Origin of the sequence: Desmospora activa DSM 45169 (assembly GCF_003046315.1) — a bacterium.
GTDB lineage: Bacteria > Bacillota > Bacilli > Thermoactinomycetales > DSM-45169 > Desmospora > Desmospora activa.
In genome coordinates this window covers 184,616-208,379 of the sequence record NZ_PZZP01000002.1, presented here as the reverse complement: position 1 = coordinate 208,379, position 23,764 = coordinate 184,616, and the positions used below count along the sequence as shown (strand labels likewise).

The window sequence follows — 23,764 nt, the reverse complement described above, 5'->3', positions numbered from 1 at the left end:
TGAGGTATCCATTCCTGCGTAATCCGGCGCAACGTTTGTTGACACCTACAACTTACCCCGCGAATTGGACTGGAAACAATCACATTTCAGGCTGTATACCTTCGAAAAATAGGGCCTTCAGACGATAACTTCCTTCAGTAGAGAAAAACCATCCTGGCAGTTGGCAGGATGGTTATTTTTGTGTGTGCGGCCAGATTTGGCGATAAGCTTATCGTGTGATCAAGTCCATATTTGTCATTGAACCGGTCTGTGTTGGGGGACACTTGGGCTGATTACACCCTTTGTTGCTGCCGGATGAAAGCCAGCCTGGGTATGTCGCTGTACCCATTGCTGGGTACCCCCTTGCGGGTAGACTGTCGCTTGGGGCTGTGGTTGAAATTGCCGCTGTACTCCGACTGGTGGTTGTGGTTGTTGGTGTGAAAATTGCGTGGTACGCGTGATTTCCTGGCTGACTTGGGTACACATTTGCGAAATTTGACGCAGCTTTTGTGCGTTGGCTTGTTCCAATTGGGCCATTTGTTCCGCCATGGATCGAATTTGTTGTAAATCCGTTTGAATGCGCTGCTGATACAAAAATAACGCCTCCTTTCAAATGGTTTCATTTACTACTTTGTTTGTTTGGGGGGAATCCATACATGGCAAAAATATCCCGAGGGTAAGAAAGGAAAGGCTTAATTCTGAGTTAACATACGGGAATAATACGGCTAAAGTGGGGTTAATTATCGATTAGAACGAATCGCTTTAAGGAGATGATACCATGTCGCGATCGTTAGCAGTGAAAGCGGGCCCGCAACAGTATATCCATGAATCGGGGGTTCTACAGTATTTGCCACATCTTTTGCGGGAGGGAAATTTGAAAAGACTGTTTATCATCCATGGAGAAAAATCATTGCAAGCGTCTAATGTATATTTTCCCCCTCTGGATGATTGTACCCTCCGTTATGTGAAATATAATGGGGAGTGCACTCTGGGTGAAATCGAGCGTCTGGCATCACTGGCGGAGGAGTTTGATGCGGATGCTTTAATCGCCATCGGAGGCGGAAAAGTGATCGATTTAACCAAGGCTGCTGGAATTAAATTATACTGCAGCTAAAAAATGTCGAGACATTTTGTTGGCTCATGCGGAACAAGCGGTTTATGATGCGCACATTGGTACGCGGTCATCCGCTTTTATAAAAGTGACGGACGCCAACATCTTCGTTGCCGGGTTAGTGGGAGGGTTTGGCGGTCATTTAGGCAAAAGCGTCGGGGCCCATTCTTTCTTTAATGCAGCCACGAGTGTACCGGAGATACACTCCGTTTTACACGGAAGTCAAGTGGCTTACGGCATCTTGGTGCAGCTTGGGCAGAAGACAGAGGAGATCGAGAAGCTACTTCCGTTTTATCAATCGATTGGCTTGCCTTCCTCATTGGCTGACCTTCATTTAGATAAAGCGAGAGAGGAGACACTGACACAAATCGCGGAAAGAATGGCGCAGCCATGCCGATCTCAACGGCGCCATTAATATAGCGAAGGCTATTTCGGGTTTAGCAGCCTAGCGTACTGGTAACAGGTACGCCGCCCATGCGGGTACATTTCTAACTGCATGGGACGGGGTGATGACACACCCCTAAACTTGAGCGTTGTCTAAAACGGAAACGGACTGCGGACGCTAACGACTCAAGAATCCCACGCTTTCAAGCGTGTGGAGTGTTAAATTGCAGGTTGATGTCCCTTCCTGTACAATCGGATTAAGTTAGTCGGAGGGCGGATAACATAGAAAAATGCCGTCGGCTTTAGACGGTATTTTTGCTTCCATTAGCAAAAGGGGATTCATGGCAGATTAGAGTTTGAATTTATGGACTTTAATAAGAGTGGTTGATATCAGATGATAAGATATATCGTTGTGGAAGAGGATTTTGAAAGTGTGGCCAATAGGAGGGAGCCCATTTGAAATACGCTGTTTACCAAATGGATATTGTCGCAGGCAATCCAGAGAAAAACCGGAAAAAGGTGAAGACGTGGTTGGAGACGGTGGTGACAACGGAAAAGCCGGATATTGTCGTTCTGCCGGAAATGTGGACAACCGCTTATACCTTATCACAGTTGGAGGAAGTGGCGGATTGTGACGGGGAGCTGACTGTCAGTTTTTTACAACAAATAGCAAAGGATTACTGCATCCATATCATCGGAGGATCAGTGGCAAATCAAAAAGAGGGCGGCTTCTATAACAGCGCGCTGGTCATTGACCAGAATGGAACACTTGTCTATCAATACGATAAAATCCATCTCGTCCCCATGCTGGATGAACCGCGCTATTTAACCGGCGGCAAACAGAAAGCCGAGGTATTTGAATTAAACGGGGTCAAGATGGGGTTGATCATCTGTTATGATCTGCGTTTTCCGGAGTTGGCACGAAAACTGGCACTTGAGGGAGCCCAAGTTCTTCATGTTGTCGCCGAATGGCCTTCGGCTCGAAAAAACCACTGGAAAACGCTACAGCTTGCGAGAGCGATTGAAAATCAGCTATTTGTCGTCTCCAGCAATCGGATCGGTCATTACGATGGTGTCGATTTTGCGGGAACTTCGATGATTATCGATCCATGGGGAAATGTGATCAAAACAGGTAGTGAGGACCGAGAAGAAACATTAGTAGCCGAGATCCCTTTGGAGCAGGTTGCACAGATTAGAAAGGATGTGCCGGTGTTTGCAAGCCGGGTGCCTGAGCTTTATTAAGGATGATCGTTTATGTTTGAGACGAAAGCGAAAGTTCTCACCGTTACGGCGATCGTCTTTTAATCCCGTCTAAAGTAAGAGGGGGACTTTTGTCTTCGAACCGATGAGAAAAGGTGACGGAGGTGAAGAAATGCGTTTAAACCAAGATTTATCGGGGGAGTCAGGGCTAAAAGCACAGCGAAGGTTATTGTGGGGAGCCATCTTTCTGATGGCGACCTCTTCCATCGGTCCCGCTTTTCTCACACAGACGGCGGTCTTTACTGAACAGTTTGCAGCCAATTTCGCCTTTGCTATCTTAGCATCTGTGATTATTGACATTGGGGCTCAATTAAACATCTGGCGCATCCTTTCCGTATCGGGAAAACGAGGGCAGGATGTGGCCAATCTGGTATTACCCGGTCTGGGGTCAGTGATTGCGGTATTGATCGTCTTTGGCGGCTTAGCGTTTAATATTGGCAATGTCGCCGGAGCAGGACTGGGACTTAATGTTCTGTTTGGCATTTCTCCGGTAGTGGGTGCGTTTCTTACAGGTGTTTTGGCAATTATCGTGTTTAGTTTAAAAGATGCGGGTAAAGCGATGGATATTGTGGCCCAGTCCCTTGGAGTCATCATGCTGATCATGGTGGGTTATGTGATGGTTACCACTTCTCCGCCAATGGGCGAAGTAGTGGTAAAAGCGGTTGTACCCGATGATTATGCCGTTTTACTGTTGCCGGTCGTCACCCTTGTCGGCGGAACGGTAGGTGGTTATATCACCTTTGCCGGTGGACATCGTTTAATCGATGCTGGAATTACAGGAAAAAAACATCTCCCCTTTGTTAGTAGAGCGGCCAACCTGGGGATTTTAACCACAGGGGTGATGCGCACCTTTTTGTTTTTGGCCGTATTGGGTGTGGTTGCAGCAGGCAATCCACTCGACCCGGAAAATCCGCCAGCCTCCGTCTTCCAAATCGCACTGGGAGAGGTGGGGTATAAGCTTTTTGGTGTCGTCCTGTTCGCAGCGGCCTTAACATCAGTAATCGGCAGCGCCTATACCAGTGTTTCCTTTTTGCGCTCCTTTCATCGCTCGATTGAAAAATACAATAAATGGATCATTATCGCCTTTATCTTGTTTTCCACGATTGTGTTTGCCATTGTGGGTAAGCCGGTGACGGTCTTAATCGTCGCAGGCGCGTTAAATGGCTTGATTTTACCCTTAACACTAGGGTCAATCCTATTGGCTTCCCGCAACCGTAAAATTGTAGGGGATTACCATCACCCTACCTGGATGATTCTGTTTGGTGTGGTGGCTGTGATCGTTACTCTGATCGCCGGTTGGCTGTCTCTACAAGGACTAGCAGATCTATGGACGCGTTAGATGAAGCAGCGGATAGACCCTCATCGTTGCAAAAAGAAAGATGCGAAGACAAAAATCAAGTCCCGAACTACCTTGCGATCAATCAGAACAGGAAAATACCTGTTCTTTTTTATGGTGATAAATGGGTTATGGAAGAGTGAACAATAGTCTTAGTCTTGGTCTTAGTCTTGCGATATATCATACGGTATGCTACCATACATGTATGGCAGTTGGAGGTGTAAGAGATGAACCAAACCGTAAACACACCGGCAAAGTCGGCAAAAGAGGCCACCTATCAGCGATTGCTTGACGATATTTTAAAATTGGAATATAAGCCTGGCGAAAAAATCTCCGAAAAAGAGATATCGGAAAAGTACGAAGTAAGTCGTACGCCGGTGCGGGAAGCGTTTCAGCAATTGGCGAAAGAAGGGTTGCTCCAAATCTATCCGCAAAAAGGCACGGTTGTCTCCATGATTGATTTGGAATTGGTGGAGGAGGCGCGCTTTCTGCGGGAGCAGATGGAAATCGCCGTATTAAAGTTGGCGTGTAAACAATTTCCACAGGAGAAGCTGGCTGAATTAGAGATGAATATCAAGATTCAGAAGCTGTATTTGGAAGAAAGAGATTTTGAGAAAATATTTGAGTTGGACGAAGCCTTCCATCGAACGATCTTTGACGGTTGCGGCAAGCTTCGAATCTGGCAATGGATACAGCAGATAAATATTCATTTTAATCGCATTCGCGTGTTGCGGTTAGCTGCCAATGTTCATTGGAACGATATTTACAAACAACATTGCGAGATTTTAGAGGCAATCCAACAACAAAAAGTGGATCAGGCTGAAAAGCTGATACGAACACATTTAACTCAAGTATTGTTTGATAAGGAAGAACTGCGAACAAAATATCCGCATTACTTTAAAGGGTGATTCGTCAATATTTGCAAGTAGGGTTGATATCCATTCGCCTACCGATGATAGCGCTTACGAATATTCCTGCCTCATAGTTGATAAATGGGTCAATTTTTTGTAAGCGCTTGCAGATGAAAAGAGGGATAAAACATGAATCAACACAGGATGCTTGCGATCACAATGGTAGTTGCCTTGGTCTTCGTCTTGGCCGCCTGTTCCAACGCGGCGATAAAACCGGAAGAAGATGGGGAGATCAAATGGAAATTTGCTCATATCTCCGCGGATAACCATATTTGGCATCAGACGGCAATTCAATTTTCAAAATTAGTTGAAGAGAAGACAAATGGGGAAATTGAAATCTCGATTTATCCTAGTAGTCAGCTGGGCGGAGAAGTGGACACAATTAACAGCATTAAAACCGGAGCTGTCGACCTGACCATCTCAGGAGAATCGATGCAAAATTGGGCTCCAAAGGCGGCTTTGCTGGCGGTGCCATATGCCTTTCGCGACCGGGAGCATATGCAAAAAGTGATTGCCGGAGAGATCGGCAGAGAGATCGAAGCGGATATTCAGAAGCAAGTAGGATTAACTCCGCTTTTTTATATGGAACGGTCTCCACGAAACCTTACCTCAAACCAGCCGATACAAACCCCTGCGGATCTAAAGGGGTTTAAGATGCGCATTCCCAATGTGCCGCTGTTTATGGATACATGGGAGGCGGCGGGTGCAAAGCCGGTGGTGATGAATTTTAATGAGGTGTTTACGGGGTTACAGCAACAGGTGATCCAAGGGCAGGAAAACCCTTCTGATTTAATCGCCAGCGGCGGTCTGTATGAAGTGCAACGCTATGTCAATCGAACCGAACATGTTTACTCCTGGATCTATGTGTTGATAGGAAATGAACAATTTGCATCGTTGACCGCTGAACAACAAACGGCAGTGAAAGAAGCGGCAGAGGAAGCACAAGCATATGGACAGCAATTGTTTGAGGAAGACCGGGAGCGAGTGGAAGCCCAGTTGCAAGAAGAAGGAATGATCCTTAACGATGACGTTGATCGAGAGGCATTTCAGGAGCGGATGATACCAGCGATAAAAGAGAGTTTATCCGATGAACAGTATCAGCTTTATCAGCGGATATTGGAGGTGAAATAACATGAAGGCTGTCAAGGTGTTGGATCGTACCTTAGAGACGATTACCGCCGTCCTGTTTATCGCATTGATCGCTGTGATTTGTATTCAAATACTCAGCCGCTATTTCCCGTATACGGCGGTGTGGACAGAGGAGTTGTCACGGTATCTGTTTATTTATGCGGTTGTGTTTGCCGCTCCGCTCGGGATTCGCAAAGGTGAATTTATCAAGGTGGAAGTGCTGTTCAATCGGTTGCCTGCCAAAAGAAGAGCGGTTTATGAAGGCGTCATCTATTCCGTGATCACCTTGCTGTGCGGGGTGATATTGGTCCAAAGCTTTTCCTTTTACCAGCTGGGAATCGGATTTTCTTCCTCTACCCTCCATGTTGAGATGTCTACTTTTTATGCCAGTATGGTGATTCTATTTCTTTTCTTGGTGGTGTACGGGGGATTGTATGTGGTTGATCTTTTGAAAGGGGGTGGGGAATGATGCTCGCGCTGCTCTTATTTCTAACCTTTCTCGGTTTGATCTTTCTCGGCGTTCCCATCGCCTTCAGCTTAGGGATATCCTGCCTGGTTTACCTGCTGGCAGCGGATATTCCCTTAGCCATTATGCCGCAAAAAATGTTTGAAGGAATCAATTCCTTTGTACTGGTCTCCATTCCGGGGTTTATCCTTGCGGGAAACTTAATGAATGCCGGTGGAATTACGGATCGTATCATTCAATTTACCCAGAACCTCATCGGCCATATCCGAGGTGGATTGGGATTGGCAAATGTAGGATCTTCTATGGGGTTTGCCGGTATCTCTGGAACTGCCCTCGCTGATACCGCCAGTATTGGCTCAATCATGATCCCTGCGATGAAAAAGGAGGGTTATGATGCCCCCTTCGCGGCGGCGGTAACCTCCTCCTCATCGACGATCGGTCCAATCATCCCTCCTTCTCTGCCTATGATCATTGTCGGCACGCTCGGAGGGCTCTCGATCGGGGATCTGTTTCTGGCAGGGGCCGTTCCCGGTGTTCTTCTCGGGATCGGGTTAATGGTAGTAGCCTATCTGATTGCGGTTAAGAAGGGATATCCCAAAGGGGAGCGGCAGAGCCTGAAAACCATCGGCAAATCGTTTATGGGTGCTTTTTGGGCGCTACTAATGACAGTGCTTATCCTATTTGGCATCTTGGGTGGCTATTTTACGCCGACAGAAGCGTCGATCATCGCGGTGTTGTATGCTTTGCTCATCGGCATCGTGGTGTATCGGGAGCTTCCTTTTCGAGCGGTGCCTTCCATTCTCGTCAATACCATGATCGGAACGGCTAGTATTATGGTACTTGTCGGCTTTGCCAATCTGTTCGGTTGGATTCTCGTAAGCGAACATATCCCTCAATTGATGACAGATGCCATTTTGGCTTTATCCGATAACCCGATTATTATCATCTTGCTGATCAACCTGCTGCTATTATTCGTAGGGATGTTTATGGAGACGATCGCCGCTCTAGTGATTCTGTTTCCGGTGTTGCTTCCGGTGGCGACCAGCATTGGGATGGAGCCGGTTCATTTTGGTGTAATGATGGTGTTAAACCTGATGATTGGCTTATCCACTCCGCCGGTTGGGGTTTGCCTTTATGTCGCTTCCGGTATCGGGAAAGTATCGATCGGAGAGACGGCTAAAGCGTTGCTACCCTTTCTCGCCGTCAGCCTTATCGTTCTGCTCTTGGTAAGCTATATTCCAGAGATTACGCTCTTTTTGCCCCAATTATTTGATTGAGAAAGGAGATACCGATATGAAAGCGGTTCAAATCAGCCAACCGGGTTCGATTGCGATCATGGAACGGGAAATGCCTCGACTGCAACACGGACGCCACGTTCGCATCAAAGTGAGGGCGGTGGGGATTTGCGGTTCCGATATGCATATTTATCACGGGAGCAATCCCCTTGCCACCTATCCGCGGGTGATCGGCCATGAAGTAGCCGGGGAAATTGAGGCGGTGGGGGAGGAAGTCACCCGTTTCGCGGCGGGAGATCCTGTCGTGCTGGAGCCGATTCACACTTGTGGTGATTGTTACGCTTGTAAGAACGGGCGCGCAAATGTATGCGAAAAATTGGAGGTGTACGGGGTTCATCGCGACGGCGGTTTGCAGGAATATATCGTGGTGGAGGAAAATCGGGTCCATCGCGTCAATTCGCAGTTGGACTGGGTGGAGGCGGTACTGGTTGAACCGTTTACCATCGGGGCTCAGGCAAACTGGCGTGGCGATGTTCGCGCGGGAGATGTTGTCTTTATCATGGGAGCGGGGCCGACGGGTTTAAGCTGTTTAGCGGTTGCCAAAATGAAAGGGGCCACTTGTATCGTTTCCGACTTAAGCGCGGAACGGCTCGCTTTTGCTCAACATTGGGGTGCCGATCATACCATCCAGGCAACCGACTCCGACATCAAAGCGGAAATACGGCAAATCACCGCCAATCTTGGAGCCAATGTGGTTATCGATGCGGTGGGTACACCTCATACTTTTGCCGATGCGATCGATGTCGTATCGGTTGCAGGGAGAGTGGTCTGTTTGGGATTCCATTCCCAACCGTCGTCCATTTCCCAGCTATCCATCACCAAAAAAGAGGTGACCGTGGCGGGAAGCCGCCTGCAATCCAACCAATTTCCACAAGTGATCGATTGGTTTAACCAGGGGAAGATCAAAGCAAAAGAGATGGTGACCCATGTGTTTCCCTTTGATCAGGTTCAAGAAGCGATGGCGTTGATTGAGGAACATCCGGAGCAAGTGCGGAAAGTTGTTTTGCGGGTGAATGAATGATATCGGGACCCGACCCACTTTGTCATTCACATCATAAATAGGGGGACATACATGTGAGGATGGTATTTCGCTGGTTTGGAGAAGGAAACGATACGGTGACATTGGAACAAATTAAGCAGATTCCCGGCACGGAAGGAATCGTGTGGGCGTTGCATGATGTTCCTGTCGGGGAAGCATGGCCGCTTGAACGAATTAAAGAAGTGAAAGAACAGGCGGATCGTTATGGCTTGCATATCGATGTGGTAGAAAGTGTCAATGTACATGAGGATATTAAGCTGGGACTGCCGATGCGAGAGCAGTACATTGAAAACTACAAAACAACGATTGAGCGACTCGCTCGTGTTGGTGTGAAAGTGATTTGTTACAACTTTATGCCGGTGTTTGATTGGACCCGTACCGATCTGCATAAAGAGCTGGAAGACGGGTCGACCGCTCTCTTTTATGAAAAAGCGAAAATTGAAGCGATCGACCCCATCGAGCTGGTGGAGCAAATCGCCCGTCACTCTACCCTGACCATGCCGGGGTGGGAGCCGGAGCGGTTGGCTCATCTGAAAGCATTGTTTCACGCTTATCAAGGGGTGACAGAGGAAGACTTGTGGGAAAACTTATCCTATTTTTTACAAGCGATTATTCCCGTCGCTGAGGCCAATGGGATTAAAATGGCAATTCATCCCGATGATCCGCCATGGTCGGTATTTGGCTTGCCCCGCATTGTGACCAATCGGGAGAATATCCGGCGTCTGTTGAATTTGGTGGACAGCCCCTACCATGGGATTACGCTGTGTAGCGGATCCCTTGGAGCAAATCCTGCCAATCATATTCCTGAGATGGTACGGGAGTTTTGCGATCGTATTCCCTTTGCCCATATTCGCAACGTCAAAATCTACGAAAACGGCGATTTTGTTGAAACCTCTCATCGTGCCCAAGACGGTTCCATCGATATCGTCGATGTGGTCAAAGCGTACCATGAAAATGATTTTAACGGCTATGTGCGACCGGATCACGGCAGACATATCTGGAATGAGGAATGCCGCCCAGGATACGGCCTCTATGATCGTGCCTTGGGAATTATGTACTTATGGGGAATTTGGGATGCGTGTAATCGAGAGAAAGGAGAAAAACGGTCATGATCTATAAAAATTCGAATTTACAAGGGAAAGTAGCCGTGATCACGGGTGGGAGCGGAGTACTGTGCGGTGCGATGGCGGTTGAACTCGGCAGACAAGGAGTGAAAGTGGCTATCTTAAACCGCACCTTGGAAAAAGGAGAGGCTGTCACAGCCCAAATCAAAGATGAGGGCGGTGAAGCGATCGCCGTTTCATGCGATGTATTGAGTGAAGAAAGCGTGAAAAAAGCAGAAGCGACGGTAACCGATCATTTTGGAGCGTGTGATATTTTGATCAACGGTGCCGGAGGGAATCATCCCGGAGGAACCACCACCAATGAAACGTTACAGGTGGAAGACCTACAGAATGAAGAGATACGGACGTTATATCAGTTAAATAAAGAGCAATTCGGATTTGTATTTGATTTAAATCTGTTGGGTACGTTTCTCGTAACCCAAGCTTTTAGCAAAGGGATGATTAACAAAAAAGGAGCCGTCATCATCAATATCTCTTCGATGAGCGCTCCTAGTCCCATGACAAAAGTACCGGCATACAGCGCCGCCAAGGCGGCTGTTGAAAACTTTACGCAGTGGTTGGCCGTCTATTTGGCGAATGTGGGCATTCGCGTCAACGCGATTGCGCCGGGCTTTTTTATGACCGAGCAAAACAGGAATCTGTTGACCCGTCCAGACGGAAGTTTGACGGAACGTTCTCATAAAATCTTAGCCCATACACCGATGCGAAGATTTGGGAAAGCGGACGATTTGCTAGGAACGGTGTTATGGTTGGCGGACGAGGAATTGTCCGGTTTTGTAACGGGGATCACCATTCCCGTTGATGGTGGGTTTATGGCGTATTCCGGCGTATGAACCTCCCTCGCCTGTGCAAACGCGAAGAGGCGGAGTTTTCTTGCCATCAGAAGTGCAGAAACAATCATATCGACTTATATGGCTTCCTTTCCTGCAAAAAAGATCGATAAGTTTGCTCAAAGCATCCCCAAAGAGAATAGCGAGCAAAGCGTCATTCCTGTCGCCACTTTAGAAGTGGAAGACTTTCGACGCGAAAAGGTTAAATATGGATAGAGAAGTAGGAAGTATTTAATAAACCCGACCGCGATTTAACCGTAAACGCGGTCGGGTTTTCTATTTTAGGGGGATCCTTACACGAAAAAGCTTAAAATCAATGCTACGCTAAATCCGACAAGGGCGATAATGGTTTCCATCACAGTCCAGGAGCGCAGTGTATCCCGCTCGCTCAGACCGAAGAAGCGACTAACCATCCAGAAGCCGGAATCGTTGACATGGGAGGCGATAGTGGCGCCGGCTGCGATGGCGATCACAACCAGGGCCAAATGAGGGCCGGAGACACCCAATGCTTCAATAATCGGAGTCATTAAGCCCGCAGCGGTGATCATGGCTACTGTAGCGGAACCCTGCGCTACCCGAATAACACTGGCGATTAAAAAGGCGAGCATGACTGGGGGAAGTCCCGTGCCTTGCATATAAGAACCCAACATTTCCCCGATGCCACTGTCGATCAGCACCTGTTTAAAAACACCGCCGGCACCGGTAATCAGGATGATGATCCCCGCCGGCTCCAACGCTTTGGTGGCGATGGATTGCACATCCTCCTTGGTGTAGCCCCGCAATCGCCCCAACGTGTAGAAGGCGAGCAGCGTCACCAGCAACAGAGCGGCAAAGGGGTGTCCGATAAAGGTGAGCACAGTGCGGATGGGATCGCCTTCCGGCAACAGCACACCAGAGAGGGTGTTACCCAGAATTAAGACCAGCGGAAGAAGGATCAGGGTGATAATCAGGCGGAAGCTGGGCAACTCCCTGCTGGTGTCGACTTCATCCAGATTCGCGCGGATATACTCCGGTTCCACCGCATGGATTTTTTTGGCGATATATCTGCCGAACAAAGGACCAGCCAAGATGGTGGCGGGGATGCCGGCGATAAAACCGAACAGGATCACCCAACCGAGATCGGCGCCGACGATTTCGGAGACCGCGATGGGGCCGGGCGTCGGCGGAATAAAGCTGTGAGTGACGGCTAGTCCAGCCAACAGTGGGATACCGTAGTAGAGCAGCGATCGACCCGTTTTCTTACCGAGACTGTAAATGATGGGAATCAGAATCACCAGGGCGACATCGAGGAAGACAGGAATGGAGATGGCAAAGCCGGTTAAAGCGAGCGCCCACTGTGCTCGATTTTCCCCAAAGCGTGCAATCAGTGTTTGTGCCAGCCGCTCCGCTCCACCGGAGACTTCCAGCATACGGCCAAACATCGCTCCCAACCCGATGACGACCGCCACAAAGCCGAGAGTACCGCCCATCCCGCTCTCAATCGATTCGATGATATCGCTGACGGGCATGCCGGCGAGGAGGCCGAGGACAAAACTGGAAAAGAGCAGGGCGACAAACGCTTGCCACTTTGACCGCATTACCAGGAACAACACAAGCAAGATACTGATTAGTGTACTAAAAATTAACCATGAAGATGACATGATATCTCCCCTTCGCGGGTTGTATGGATTTCTATATCAAGTAAAATCCCAAATAATCGTGTATTTTACACGCTTCAACTGTGGAAAAACCCATCGCAGAATGAGGGAGAACTCCACAGATCGGTTCAGTGGCGAAGCCACTTTGATGAATTGGGGTGGTCGTACAAGTCTGGCTTGGCCAATGCCGGGTTACTCGTGACCTATTGTTACAACGGAGGTGCGAGGGCTGATTCTTTTGGCTGAGTATACCACCGCTTGCAATCGCTTTCAATCCGCTTTTTTATATTTATAAGCGTTGTAGAATGTGTTGTTGACATTGTTGCAGCATGGGGAGAAAACGGTGCAAGACATTGTCATCCATGCGGTAACGGGGGGCGCTAACGCTGATCGCCCCATAGGTGTGTCCGTGTTTGCTCAGAGGGACAGCGATACAGCGGACTTCCTCTTCATGCTCTCCGTCATCGATGGCGTACCCACGCTTTTGAATGGCCTCCACTTCCCGTCGCAGCGCCGACGGAGAGCTGAGGGTGTTTGCTGTAACAGGGAGAAGCTCCACCGATTGCAGATAGCGGGAAAGCGCTTCCGGAGAAAAACAGGAGAGAAGGGCTTTGCCGATGCCGGTACAGTAAAGAGGGGCTGTTTTGCCGATACGCGAGTACATGCGCACCGTTCGGCGGCTTTCTAATTTATTTACATAGACGACCTGGTCCTTATCCAGTACACCCAGGTGGACCGTTTCACCCGTTTCTTCGTTTAGCTCTGCCAAAAAAGGGGCCGAGGCTTGGACAATATCCATCTGGGACAGAGAGTGGTGCGCCATTTTAATCAAGGCGAACCCTAAACGAAAACGCGCATCCTGTTCCGTTTTTTCGACGTAGCCCACATGGGAAAGGGTTTGCAGCAGCTTGTGGACAGTCGATTTACCGATTTCCGTTTTACGGGCAATCTCACTAACCCCAAGAGGAACGTCACTTTCCGAGAGGCATTGCAGGATGGTGGCGGCTTTTAAAAGCGATGTGCCGTATGACGGTTTGGACTTGGGATGGTTGGGTTTGATCATTGGTTACCTCCGTCAATTTGGATTCAATGTTATGAAAGCGCTACCCCCTTTTCAACAGAGGAGTTATACGGTACAGTACAATTATAGCAAATAAGAAACGATGGTTCCAAATAGGAAACGAGATGGAAGGAGAAAGCATGATGGCGGTTATTACCTTTGGGGAAAGCATGGTATTAATGGATCCGGAACGCTCTGGGCGATTGGAAAATGTTTCGCGCTTTGAAAAACGAATTGCAGGGGCGGAGTCCAATGTCTCCATCGCCTTGTCCCGTCTGGGACATCGGGTTTCGTGGATTAGCCGTCTAGGAAAGGACCCCTTTGGCCTTGGCATTTATCGCGGGTTGCGTGGAGAAGGGGTAGATGTGAGCGGGGTGATCTTTGATGAAACCCGCCCGACGGGCCTTTACTTTAAAGAACGAAAGGCCCACGGTGCAACAGGGGTGTACTATTACCGTGCCGGTTCCGCCGCCAGCGCTCTCACAACCGCGGATCTCAATGGGGAGACGTGGCAGGGAGCCCAGATCCTATTTGTGACCGGAATTACACCAGCACTGTCTGAGAGCTGCCGTGAGGCGGTGTTTGCTGCGGTCGATACCGCCCGACAACAAGGGATGACCGTTGTGTTCGATCCCAACTATCGCGGTAAATTATGGGGGGGAAAAGAAGCCCGCTCCGTTATGCGACAGATTGCAGCCAAAGCGGATGTGGTGCTCCCCGGCGTTGGGGAGGGAGTCCTGATGACCGGTAGCGAGGAACCGGCTGCGATCGCTTTCGCGCTGCGCTCGCTCGGGGCAAAGCAGGTAGTGGTAAAATTGGGGCCGGAAGGCGCTTGGTACGCTACTTCTGAGGATGAAGGGAAGGTACAGGGCTTCTCCGTGCAACAGGTGGATGAAGTGGGCGCCGGAGATGCCTTTGCCGCCGGCTATCTATCGGGAATGCTGGACGGATTGACCGTTGCGGAATCCGTCAAAAGGGCGTGTGCGATGGGTGCTTTGGCTGTGACCGGCACAGGGGATTACGAAAATCTGCCGGATCGGGAGGAGCTGGAGCGGTTTATTTCAGGAGCGAGCGAGGAGACGCGTCGCTGAGCCACCAATGAGGATGGAGGGAAACATCGATGAAGATTACACAGATTGAGTTGCTGCCTGTTCAGCCACGCTGGTTGTTCTTGAAAGTGTCTACCGATGAGGGGATTGTCGGTTGGGGTGAGCCGGTGGTGGAGGGGCGTGCCGCTACTGTAGCTGCTGCGGTAAAGGAGCTGGAGCCTTATTTGATCGGAAGTGATCCTTCTCGGATCGAAGATATGTGGCAGGTATTATACCGTGGAGGGTTTTATCGCGGAGGACCGATTATGATGAGTGCCATCGCCGGAATCGATCAAGCTTTATGGGATATCAAAGGCAAACGGTACGGCCTGCCGGTGTTTGAGTTTTTGGGCGGAGCGGCGCGGGAGCGGGTTCAGGTTTATTCTTGGATCGGAGGCGATCGCCCTTCCGATGTAGGGCAAGCGGCAGCAGAGAAAAAAGGGCAAGGTTTTAAAGCGATTAAAATGAACGCTTCCGAGGAGATGCATTATATCGATTCCTTTGCCAAGGTGGAGGCGATTATTGAACGGGTTGCAGCGGTAAGGGAGGCGACCGGATCCGATTTTGGCATCGCCGTCGATTTTCATGGACGGATTCATCGGGCGATGGCCAAAGTGGTGGCTAAAGAATTGGAGCCGTATCATCTGATGTTTATCGAGGAACCGGTGTTACCTGAAAATAATGAGGCTTTGCGGGAAGTGGCCCGCTATACCTCGACGCCGATTGCAACCGGTGAGCGCATGTTTTCGCGGTGGGAGTTTAAGCGATTGTTGGCGGATGGATACGTGGACATCATTCAACCGGACCTTTCCCACGCCGGCGGGATCAGTGAAGTGAAAAAGATTGCCACCATGGCGGAAGCATATGATGTGGCGGTGGCTCCTCATTGCCCGTTAGGGCCGATCGCACTGGCTTCCAGTCTACAGGTGGACGCCTGCACACCGAATGTCTTTATACAGGAACAGAGCTTAGGCATCCATTACAACCGCGGAAGCGATCTGTTGGACTATCTGGAAGATCCGACGGTTTTCCACTATCACGATGGCTTTGTCGCCATCCCTGAGAAACCGGGTCTCGGGATTGAAGTGAATGAAGCGGTGGTGCGGGAAGCAGCCCGTACAGGCCATAACTGGAAAAATTCAATATGGCGAAACCATGATGGGACCGTAGCTGAATGGTAAGCCAAATCGGACTCCAAAAAAATCTGAGCGTCTGCATTTTGCAGATGCTCAGATTTTATATCTGAGGGGAATTCACAAGCTCAATCGGTTACTCAACCATTGTATTCAAATACTTCAAATGTCATGTGATACTTCAGACCATCGCGGGGCTTTTCAAACTTGAGGTAGTAATTCCCACTGGGAACATTCCAGTAGGCGATATCACCATCCCAACGAATTGCGATCGAATTGCCCATCTTTATATTTGACTCGGCTTCATAAAGGCTGACGACAATATAGTCATAGTTGGGAGTCCCATTGCGAAACTCACCCCACATATCCAATTGCAGATTTCCGTTTTTTTCGTTATAAAAGAAGGGTTTTGACTGAACGCTAGATTCAAATGTCGCTTTGCCTTCGTAGTATAATCCCTCTTCTGTAGCTGCCTCACTGGTGGGTACACCAAAGGAGAAAAACGATAGCACCATCATACAAACCAAACCGAAAGCAAACCATTTTCTTCTCATTCTAACACCCCTTTGTGAACTTCTAGGTAAAGCATAACTTCACTTTGGGGTAGAAAAAAGCGAAAACTCAAATAGAAAATGTCTGCTATTTTGATACTATATGCATGACAAATCATTCAATGGTTTAGCGACCGTTTGTACCATTTTTGAAGCGGAAAGGGAAAAGCAGATGAAACGTCTCCAAGCATGGGCAAAACAGTTGAAAAGGGAACTGTACGCGCTTTATTTTGCTTATCGTCATCCGCGTACACCGTGGTATGCCAAACTCTTAACCGCTCTCGTCGTCGCCTATGCCTTTAGTCCAATCGATCTCATTCCCGATTTTATCCCGATTCTCGGCTATCTGGACGATCTTGTTCTCCTCCCCCTCGGCATTGCTCTCGCCTTGCGTATGATCCCTGCCGATGTTCTTCAGCAGAGCAGACAACAGGCGGAGAAGATGGAATCCAGGCCAAAAAACTGGGTTACCGCCGCTTTGATATTATTGGTCTGGTTAGGGGTGTTGCTGTGTATAGCTTTTCTGTTACTAGGCCATATTTAGCGCCATTTAGCGATTAAATTCACGGAGGTATGGATTACCTTTTGTGCGACTCTGGCCACGCGAAGCGACCAAGGCGAGATTTGTATTGGTAAGTGCATGGAGCGAAGGCGGAAATCTCAGCCCGGCCGTCAGCTGGTCACTCAATAATTCCGTTGCCGATGATCTGAACCTGGACGGAAGGGTGGAAACGGACTTTACGGTAATCGGTTGACCAATTCACTTTTTTCCAGACATCGGGATGATGTGCGATCAGTTGACGACCGACCCCAAAACCGTCAAAACCGGCCTCTTGCATTTGTTTGACCACCTTGTGTGCTTGTTTGGTTAGCGCTTTTGACAGTTTCTTCTCCAATTTGGCCCGTTCCCGATTGCTGAATAGACGATCCGGTGCATATTCAACAATAGCAACATTTAACTGCAAGTTGAGATCAACATCGATTTGATGATCAGACTGCACTTTTACATCCATTTTATTTTTCGCATTCTTTACATCGATTGAGATGTACTTTTCGGTATGGGGATTTCTTTTGGGGTTCACCTTTTCCGTAAACCGCGTTGTCTTTCCTCTCTCCCCCTTTAACAGGAGATACAGCGTGACATCGCTTCCAATCATGGGCTTGGTAAAGTGGCGTTCGTGAAACATGGCCATCCCAAGCACCTTCACTTTGCCGCCGTCGGTCTTCGTCAGATAAGGGAGGGCAAAATCTTGACCTGGATCTAGTATGAGTGGCCATATCGTCTGCGGTGTCACACGGGGTACTTTTGTTAAATTTTCCATACTCTCGATCAACTTTTCCAGATATTCCGCTACCATGGTTTCCTCCACTTGCTTCAATCGTAAAACCTCAGTCGCTTTCCCTTTTACCACTACTACCTTGTTATCTACCGGATTTTTGGGATCGCGAAAAATTACGTCAAGCAAAGGGTAAAGATCCCGTTTTACCAGCTCCTCACCATATAGGCTTATCCGCTGTTTATAGGAACGGTAATTGCCTCCGATTTGTGTATCTAAGTGATCTCGATTTTGACGCGGGGTGTTTGCCATGGAAGACCAAACTTCATTTCGCGGCAGGGGATTCTGCCCTGGTTTCGTTTCACGAAAGGCGATGGTAGCAACCAATTTACCATCGGGAGTGATATCATAAGCAAATCCATAGACCAATTTGGCTTCCTTGAGCAGATCCTGATCCCAACAACCTGGTAGTAAAAGCAGAAGCAAACAGGCGGCGATCGAGAAGAACAGCCTTTTCATCACAGGGACGCCTCCTTTCTTTTAAACAGGATGGAAAGGAGAAGAAACAGCAACGGGAAACCCATTGTAAACAGAAAACTGAGTCGGATGGCACCCGTTAAAATATATTCGTGCATCGATGGGTCGGAGGGGATGAGGGACAACACATAACAGACAGCCGCCGCATAAGGTACTGCTTTGGTGTGTTGGCCACGGTGGAAGTAATGACCCAGACCGTATGCTGCACAATACAGATAAGCGGTAAAAGTGGTGAACACTTTTACATACCAGACCGATAAAAACAGAATATCGAGCCGGTTGATGACAGGGGTGGTGAACCCTTTTAACATAAACAGAATCGGTTCAGGGATATAAGAAAGTTGCCCAGGGCTGAAAACAGCAAGAGCCAAAACTGTCATCACGATGTAGAGAAGGGTGACAAAGAGGTTACCGGCGGATATTGCTTTTAACTTGCCGTTTCCTTTTCCCTGGACAAAGGTATAGAGAAGCAGCAGGGTTTCAAAGCCGAGAAAAGCAAATGTAACATCCAACGATCCTGTTAAGATATCTTTCCACCCTACCGTCTTGATGGGAAGCAGATAGGAGAGGTTCAGAAATTTGAATGCATACAAAATCGGCGGGATCAAAAACACAAACAGTAAGGAAGCCAGTACAAAAAAGCGGGCGATGGTGCGCAAATGATCCCGCGCCAGATAGATTGCCGGAATTAATAAAAGGAAGGAGGTTACCCACGTCGGTGTTTTTATCAAGATCCACTTCCCTATCACCACATGAAAGGTCATCAAAACAATAGACCCCATTATAAGGAAATAAAGACTATACGCCATTCCCGTCAACTTCCCCACTAAATTCCCTGCGATTTGCGGCAGAAATTGAAACAGATGGGAGGAAGGAAATCGTTCACATAGGGACCAAATCAATAGAATCAAAATCTGGGCACATACACCTGTGATTAGAATGGCGATCCAAGCGCTTTGTTTGGCTTTGATGTGAGCAACATACGGCACCTGTAAAACAGTTACTTCCACTTGAATCTGGATCATCCAAAACATGAGTTGACCTTGGGTGATTTTATTTTTTTCCTTGATCATCCCGCGCCCACTCCCTTGATTCGGACTCTTGTTTATACTGTTGCGGATGGGGATCATGCGGCCGCTCGTTGAGGCGAAAAAGTGGGAAACGGACAAAAGTGTCCTTTAAATCCTTGATACGTAAAGGAGCGACAGGCGCAATGTAAGGTGTGTTAACGGAATGAATTTTGCATAAGTGAATCAATGTTATAATCACCCCAAACATAATCCCCATAAAACCGAAGGTGGCGGCGGTAAGCATCAGGGGAAAGCGGATCACTTGTATCGTGGTACTCATTTCATGGGAAGGTACGACAAATGATGAGATTGCCGTGATGGCGATGACAATCACCATGGTATAAGAGATGAGTCCTGCCTGTACCACTGCTTCCCCAATTACCAAACCGCCGACGATGCCGATGGTTTGTCCCACCCGACTCGGTAAGCGTAGCCCCGCCTCCCGGATCACTTCCAGGGTTAATTCCATCAACCCGGCTTCAACGATGGGTGGAAACGGGATTCGTTCCAAACCGGTACGCACGGAATAGATCAGTTCCACTGGCATTACTTCCGGATGAAAGGAGACGACGGCGATATAAATGGCAGGTAACTGAAATGAGATCACCAAACTGGCCAGCCGAATCAACCGAATAAACGAGCCGACGATCCAGCGGTTATTATAATCGTCAGGGCTTTGATAAAAAGCGAAAAAAGTGACTGGCAGGATGACAGCGGTAGGATCTCCTTCTCCTAATATGGCAACCCTGCCTTCCATCAGATTGGCGACCGTTCGATCCGGCCGTTCTGTAAACAGCGATTGGGGGAAGGGGGAATTGGGGTGATCCTCCATGTAATCGGCGATAAAACCGATGGAAACGATGGTATCGGTGGAAATGGATTGGAGCCGCTCTTCGATTTCCTGTACCAGCTTCGGGGCGGCGAGGTCACGCATAAATACCAGTGCAAAGCGGGTTTTTGTCTTTCTTCCGATATCAAAATAGCGAACCGTCAGATTGGGATTTTCCAGACGTGTGCGCAGACTGTATAGATTGACGGTTAACTGCTCTGTAAATCCGTTATGGGCACCGCGAACGACTCCTTCGTTTTCAGGCTCGCTCATATCCCGTTTATGCATGGCAGATGCATCGATCGCATATGCCTCCTTCACCCCTTGCAAAAACAGGATGCATTTTCCTCGCAGTAGGTTTTCTGATGCCAGATTAAGATCGGTTATCTGCTTAACCTCGACAGTGGGAATAATCTCCTCGATTTTTCCTTCCTCGACTTCAAACAGGGGACGCAAAATATCGCTCTGGATCAGCTTTTTATCAGTTAAGGTGTCCAAATATATTAGAACGCCTTTTTGCTGATTGAATCGGAGGTTTCTCTTCTTTAGATCCGGCGGTTGGTAAAGTGCGTCCTCAATATACTGCACATTTTCTTCAAAGTCGGAGGATACGGGATGATCATGGTGATGATTTTGCGATTGATTTGGCTTTTTTTTTGAAAAAAATCGTTTGATGATGTCCATCAATATACACATCCCCATGGCGGTTTCCTATATAAGGTAACCAGCCATGGGGATAAATACTCAGAGGTTCTAATTGATGATAAACGCGATGGTTAGAAAACAGGGAGGGTTTATGGAGCGGGAGGATAGGGGTTGTCAGCTGACGATTATCGCAAACGATCCAGCGACAACTGACTCTCCTCAAAAAAACCTTCGATTACAAAGGAGGCCATGCCTAAGCAACAAGAGCGATCATCCAGGTTGGAAAAAGAGAGGGTCACGTTTTGTCGATGAAAGTGAAGGGTGCGGTGATCGATGGTGGCAAAGAGGGTCTTCTGTAGCCACGGCTGGGCAGTGGCCAAGCGATTGCCGATGATCACACGCTCGGGATTAAACGTATTGATGATGTTGTTGATGCCAATTCCCATATAATAAGCAACCCGTTGAAAAAGCGCGATAACCGCCTCGTTTTTACTTTCTGCCAACGTGATTAGGTGCTCAAGGGAGATCCCCGACTCCTTGAAGGGAAAAAGGTGAGGATGATCACGTTTTAATTGCTGTGCGGATGTTAGAACCGCTTGTTCCGATGCGTATCGCTCCCAACATCCACGGCTGCCGCAACGGCACTTCAATCCATCAGGCTCAACAATGATATGGCCCATTTCCCCTGAGTATCCACCGACTCCTTTGTATAACTTGCCGTCGATAATAATTCCCGTCCCTAAACCGATTCCGGCACTGACATAGATCAGTTCATCAACGTTGGCGTGCTCTCCAAACATTTTCTCCCCGTATGCGCCGGCATTGGCTTCATTTTCAAGGATGACGGGTAATTCCACACGTTGGGAGAGATCGTGGCGCAGTTGGACATCATTCCACTCCAGATTGGGTGCCAGCAAAACCATCCCGTCGGGATCGACGATTCCCGGCACGCCAATGCCGATGCCGACTGCACCGTAGCGGGAGGCCGGTATATCCGCCATTAAAGTGGTGACAAGGGAGTCGATTTGTGCAAGTACGCGATTATAGTCCTTATCTTGGAGAGGCAGCCGTTGTTCGCGCAGGATTTTGCCGTTCAGATCCGTTAGGATGCCGACTACATAATTGACTCCCAGGTCAATGCCGATGGCGTATCCGGCGTTTCCGTTAAAATGCAGCATCACGGGGCGACGGCCACCTTTGGACTGGCCCGGTCCGCTTTCATAGAGCAGTTGTTCATCCAACAATTCGCTCACCAGAGAAGAGATGGTCGTCTTATTGAGTCCGGTGAGTTGTGCCAGTTCTGCGCGGGAAAGGGGAGAGCGGTGGCGCAAGGTTTGTAATACAAGCGATTTATTGATGCGTTTAACCAGTTGATAGTTTCCCGTTACATTCACTTTTATCCGCACCTTTAGAGAGAGTGGCCTTATTTCAACCCCATTATATACTTTGTTTATACGATAGACAAATAAACAGTTGATGTGCTAATATCAAAATTGAGTTAATCGACTCACAGAAATTCGCAGTAATCAATCGAGACAATTGTACATTGTGATTTGTTGTGAGGAACGAAAACTTTGTTTGTATTATTTTGTAAGGGTTTTCACGACTGCGATTCCAGTCGGTATCGGGTCGTTTAAATAAATGGAATCTTCCATTTTTATGAGGGAGTGATCGCGTGAGTTTCTTTCCAGAAGTGGAGACTGTCGGTTATGAGGGCAAAAGCTCCAATAATCCACTCGCCTTTAAACATTACAATCCGGATGAAGTGGTGGGTGATCGCACCATGCGGGAGCATCTGCGCTTCTCGGTGGCGTATTGGCATACCTTTACCGGTGACGGATCGGATCCCTTCGGCAGCGGTACCATGCTTCGAAGCTGGGATCGCTATACAGGCATGGATTTGGCAAAAAAGCGGGTGGAAGCCTCCTTTGAGTTTTTCAGTAAACTGGGAGTTCCCTTTTTTTGCTTCCATGACCGGGATATTGCCCCAGAGGGGAGTACACTGCGGGAGACCAACCGCAAACTCGATGAGATTGTGGCCCTGATCAAGGAATATATGAAAACGAATGACGTCCGTCTGCTCTGGAATACGGCGCAATTGTTTCATCATCCTCGCTTTGTCCATGGGGCGGCTACGGCCAGCAATGCTGATGTGTATGCCTATGCCGCGGCACAGGTGAAAAAAGGGTTGGAAACGGCGAAGGAATTGGATGCGCAAAACTATGTGTTTTGGGGTGGGCGCGAGGGTTATGATACCTTGCTCAATACCGATATGGCGCTTGAGCTGGACAATATGGCCCGCTTCTTGCGGATGGCGGTGGATTATGCGCAGGAGATCGGTTTTGAGGGCCAACTTCTGATTGAACCTAAGCCGCAGGAGCCGACCAAGCATCAGTATGACTATGATGTGGCCAGCACTTATGCTTTTTTGCAAAAGTATGACCTCGTCGATCATTTTAAGATGAATATAGAAGCCAACCATGCCACCTTGGCGGGTCATGAATTTGAACACGAATTGCGGGTAGCCCGCATCAACGGAATACTGGGCTCTGTCGATGCCAACCAAGGAGACACCTTGGTCGGATGGGATACCGATGAATTTCCTACCAATCTGTATGCTACCACCCTGGCGATGTACGAGATTTTGAAGGCTGGTGGCTTTGAGAAAGGGGGTCTCAATTTTGACGCGAAAATGCGTAGAGGCTCCTTTGAACCGGTGGATCTGTTTGATGCTCATATCGCCGGAATGGATAGCTTTGCCATTGGTTTGAAAGTGGCTTACCGCTTGTTGCAGGATCAGGTATTGGACCAGTTTATCACAGAGAAATACAGCAGTTTTCACAGCGGGATCGGCAAGGAGATCATAGAGGGGCGGACAGATTTTAAGAAGTTGGAAGCGTATATTTTGGATAAACCGATAATTAAAAACCGCTCCGGCCGACAGGAATATCTAAAAGCGGTCTTAAACCAGTATCTGTTGGAAGTTTAGGAGAGGAAGGAGATGAGCTGGCGGGTGGGAGGGGTGAATTTTCGAATGAGCGACTCTGCCACACTTGGGGCGAAGGCGGATATCC

At 48.5% G+C, this 23,764-nt stretch carries 23 protein-coding genes; 15 read left to right on the top strand and 8 right to left on the bottom strand.

What is annotated here, in order from left to right:
- Nucleotides 1-234: 234 nt before the first annotated feature.
- Nucleotides 235-573, bottom strand: coding sequence for a hypothetical protein (locus tag C8J48_RS14265; protein WP_107727926.1), 339 nt, complete (start codon nt 571-573; stop codon nt 235-237).
- Nucleotides 574-757: 184 nt separating this feature from the next.
- Here C8J48_RS14265 and C8J48_RS14260 point away from each other — a divergent pair, with 184 nt between their 5' ends.
- From C8J48_RS14260 to C8J48_RS14205, 11 genes are all read left to right on the top strand, one after another.
- Nucleotides 758-1,093 (top strand): iron-containing alcohol dehydrogenase, encoded by a 336-nt coding sequence (locus tag C8J48_RS14260; protein ID WP_107727925.1) that lies wholly within the window; start codon nt 758-760, stop codon nt 1,091-1,093.
- A gap of 19 nt (nt 1,094-1,112) precedes the next feature.
- Nucleotides 1,113-1,505, top strand: coding sequence for a dehydroquinate synthase/iron-containing alcohol dehydrogenase family protein (locus C8J48_RS14255; protein WP_170105561.1), 393 nt, complete (start codon nt 1,113-1,115; stop codon nt 1,503-1,505).
- Nucleotides 1,506-1,930: 425 nt separating this feature from the next.
- The gene (locus C8J48_RS14245; RefSeq protein WP_107727923.1) at nt 1,931-2,716 is read left to right on the top strand and encodes a carbon-nitrogen family hydrolase; all 786 of its coding nucleotides are present in this window, start codon (nt 1,931-1,933) and stop codon (nt 2,714-2,716) included.
- A 130-nt stretch (nt 2,717-2,846) separates the two neighbouring features.
- Nucleotides 2,847-4,073, top strand: a complete 1,227-nt coding sequence (locus tag C8J48_RS14240) for an NRAMP family divalent metal transporter (protein WP_107728246.1) — start codon at nt 2,847-2,849, stop codon at nt 4,071-4,073.
- Between the two features lie 224 nt (nt 4,074-4,297).
- A complete protein-coding gene (locus tag C8J48_RS14235) occupies nt 4,298-4,978 on the top strand; it encodes a GntR family transcriptional regulator (protein WP_107727922.1) in 681 nt (226 codons plus the stop codon).
- Between the two features lie 132 nt (nt 4,979-5,110).
- The gene (locus C8J48_RS14230; RefSeq protein WP_245891235.1) at nt 5,111-6,112 is read left to right on the top strand and encodes a TRAP transporter substrate-binding protein; all 1,002 of its coding nucleotides are present in this window, start codon (nt 5,111-5,113) and stop codon (nt 6,110-6,112) included.
- A 1-nt stretch (nt 6,113) separates the two neighbouring features.
- Nucleotides 6,114-6,578: a TRAP transporter small permease gene (locus C8J48_RS14225; protein WP_107727921.1), complete on the top strand. Its 465-nt coding sequence runs from the start codon at nt 6,114-6,116 to the stop codon at nt 6,576-6,578.
- Entirely contained in the window at nt 6,578-7,852 is a 1,275-nt protein-coding gene (locus C8J48_RS14220) for a TRAP transporter large permease (RefSeq protein WP_107728244.1), read from the top strand. Before C8J48_RS14225 ends, C8J48_RS14220 begins: the two co-directional genes overlap by 1 nt.
- Nucleotides 7,853-7,868: 16 nt before the next feature.
- Nucleotides 7,869-8,891, top strand: a complete 1,023-nt coding sequence (locus C8J48_RS14215; protein WP_107727920.1) for a zinc-binding alcohol dehydrogenase family protein — start codon at nt 7,869-7,871, stop codon at nt 8,889-8,891.
- 53 nt (nt 8,892-8,944) lie between these two features.
- On the top strand, nt 8,945-10,021 hold the full coding sequence (gene uxuA / locus C8J48_RS14210; protein ID WP_107727919.1) for a mannonate dehydratase: 1,077 nt from the start codon (nt 8,945-8,947) through the stop codon (nt 10,019-10,021).
- Nucleotides 10,018-10,866 (top strand): SDR family oxidoreductase, encoded by an 849-nt coding sequence (locus C8J48_RS14205; RefSeq protein WP_107727918.1) that lies wholly within the window; start codon nt 10,018-10,020, stop codon nt 10,864-10,866. Before uxuA ends, C8J48_RS14205 begins: the two co-directional genes overlap by 4 nt.
- Before the next feature lie 290 nt (nt 10,867-11,156).
- Here C8J48_RS14205 and C8J48_RS14200 read toward each other — a convergent pair whose 3' ends face one another.
- Both C8J48_RS14200 and C8J48_RS14195 read right to left on the bottom strand, forming a co-directional pair.
- Nucleotides 11,157-12,503, bottom strand: a complete 1,347-nt coding sequence (locus tag C8J48_RS14200) for a GntP family permease (protein WP_107727917.1) — start codon at nt 12,501-12,503, stop codon at nt 11,157-11,159.
- 286 nt (nt 12,504-12,789) lie between these two features.
- Nucleotides 12,790-13,563, bottom strand: coding sequence for an IclR family transcriptional regulator (locus C8J48_RS14195; RefSeq protein ID WP_107727916.1), 774 nt, complete (start codon nt 13,561-13,563; stop codon nt 12,790-12,792).
- Between the two features lie 140 nt (nt 13,564-13,703).
- Here C8J48_RS14195 and C8J48_RS14190 point away from each other — a divergent pair, with 140 nt between their 5' ends.
- Both C8J48_RS14190 and dgoD read left to right on the top strand, forming a co-directional pair.
- Entirely contained in the window at nt 13,704-14,651 is a 948-nt protein-coding gene (locus C8J48_RS14190) for a sugar kinase (protein ID WP_107727915.1), read from the top strand.
- Between the two features lie 29 nt (nt 14,652-14,680).
- Entirely contained in the window at nt 14,681-15,829 is a 1,149-nt protein-coding gene (dgoD, locus tag C8J48_RS14185; protein ID WP_107727914.1) for a galactonate dehydratase, read from the top strand.
- 92 nt (nt 15,830-15,921) lie between these two features.
- Here dgoD and C8J48_RS14180 read toward each other — a convergent pair whose 3' ends face one another.
- The gene (locus C8J48_RS14180; protein WP_107727913.1) at nt 15,922-16,335 is read right to left on the bottom strand and encodes a hypothetical protein; all 414 of its coding nucleotides are present in this window, start codon (nt 16,333-16,335) and stop codon (nt 15,922-15,924) included.
- A 169-nt stretch (nt 16,336-16,504) separates the two neighbouring features.
- Between C8J48_RS14180 and C8J48_RS14175 the strand changes: the two genes are divergently transcribed.
- Complete coding sequence (locus tag C8J48_RS14175; protein WP_107727912.1) at nt 16,505-16,876, top strand: YkvA family protein; 372 nt, start codon at nt 16,505-16,507, stop codon at nt 16,874-16,876.
- Between the two features lie 136 nt (nt 16,877-17,012).
- Here the strand turns inward: C8J48_RS14175 and C8J48_RS14170 are convergent, their stop codons facing one another.
- The 4 genes from C8J48_RS14170 to C8J48_RS14155 all read right to left on the bottom strand — a co-directional run bounded on the left by C8J48_RS14170 (nt 17,013) and on the right by C8J48_RS14155 (nt 22,084).
- Entirely contained in the window at nt 17,013-18,128 is a 1,116-nt protein-coding gene (locus tag C8J48_RS14170) for a Ger(x)C family spore germination protein (RefSeq protein ID WP_107727911.1), read from the bottom strand.
- The gene (locus tag C8J48_RS14165) at nt 18,128-19,219 is read right to left on the bottom strand and encodes a GerAB/ArcD/ProY family transporter (RefSeq protein WP_170105559.1); all 1,092 of its coding nucleotides are present in this window, start codon (nt 19,217-19,219) and stop codon (nt 18,128-18,130) included. The genes C8J48_RS14170 and C8J48_RS14165 overlap by 1 nt, the downstream gene beginning before the upstream one ends.
- A complete protein-coding gene (locus C8J48_RS14160; protein ID WP_107727909.1) occupies nt 19,200-20,729 on the bottom strand; it encodes a spore germination protein in 1,530 nt (509 codons plus the stop codon). Before C8J48_RS14160 ends, C8J48_RS14165 begins: the two co-directional genes overlap by 20 nt.
- 146 nt (nt 20,730-20,875) lie before the next feature.
- The gene (locus C8J48_RS14155; RefSeq protein ID WP_245891234.1) at nt 20,876-22,084 is read right to left on the bottom strand and encodes an ROK family transcriptional regulator; all 1,209 of its coding nucleotides are present in this window, start codon (nt 22,082-22,084) and stop codon (nt 20,876-20,878) included.
- 281 nt (nt 22,085-22,365) lie between these two features.
- Between C8J48_RS14155 and xylA the strand changes: the two genes are divergently transcribed.
- Complete coding sequence (gene xylA, locus C8J48_RS14150; RefSeq protein WP_107727908.1) at nt 22,366-23,679, top strand: xylose isomerase; 1,314 nt, start codon at nt 22,366-22,368, stop codon at nt 23,677-23,679.
- Nucleotides 23,680-23,764: the final 85 nt, after the last annotated feature.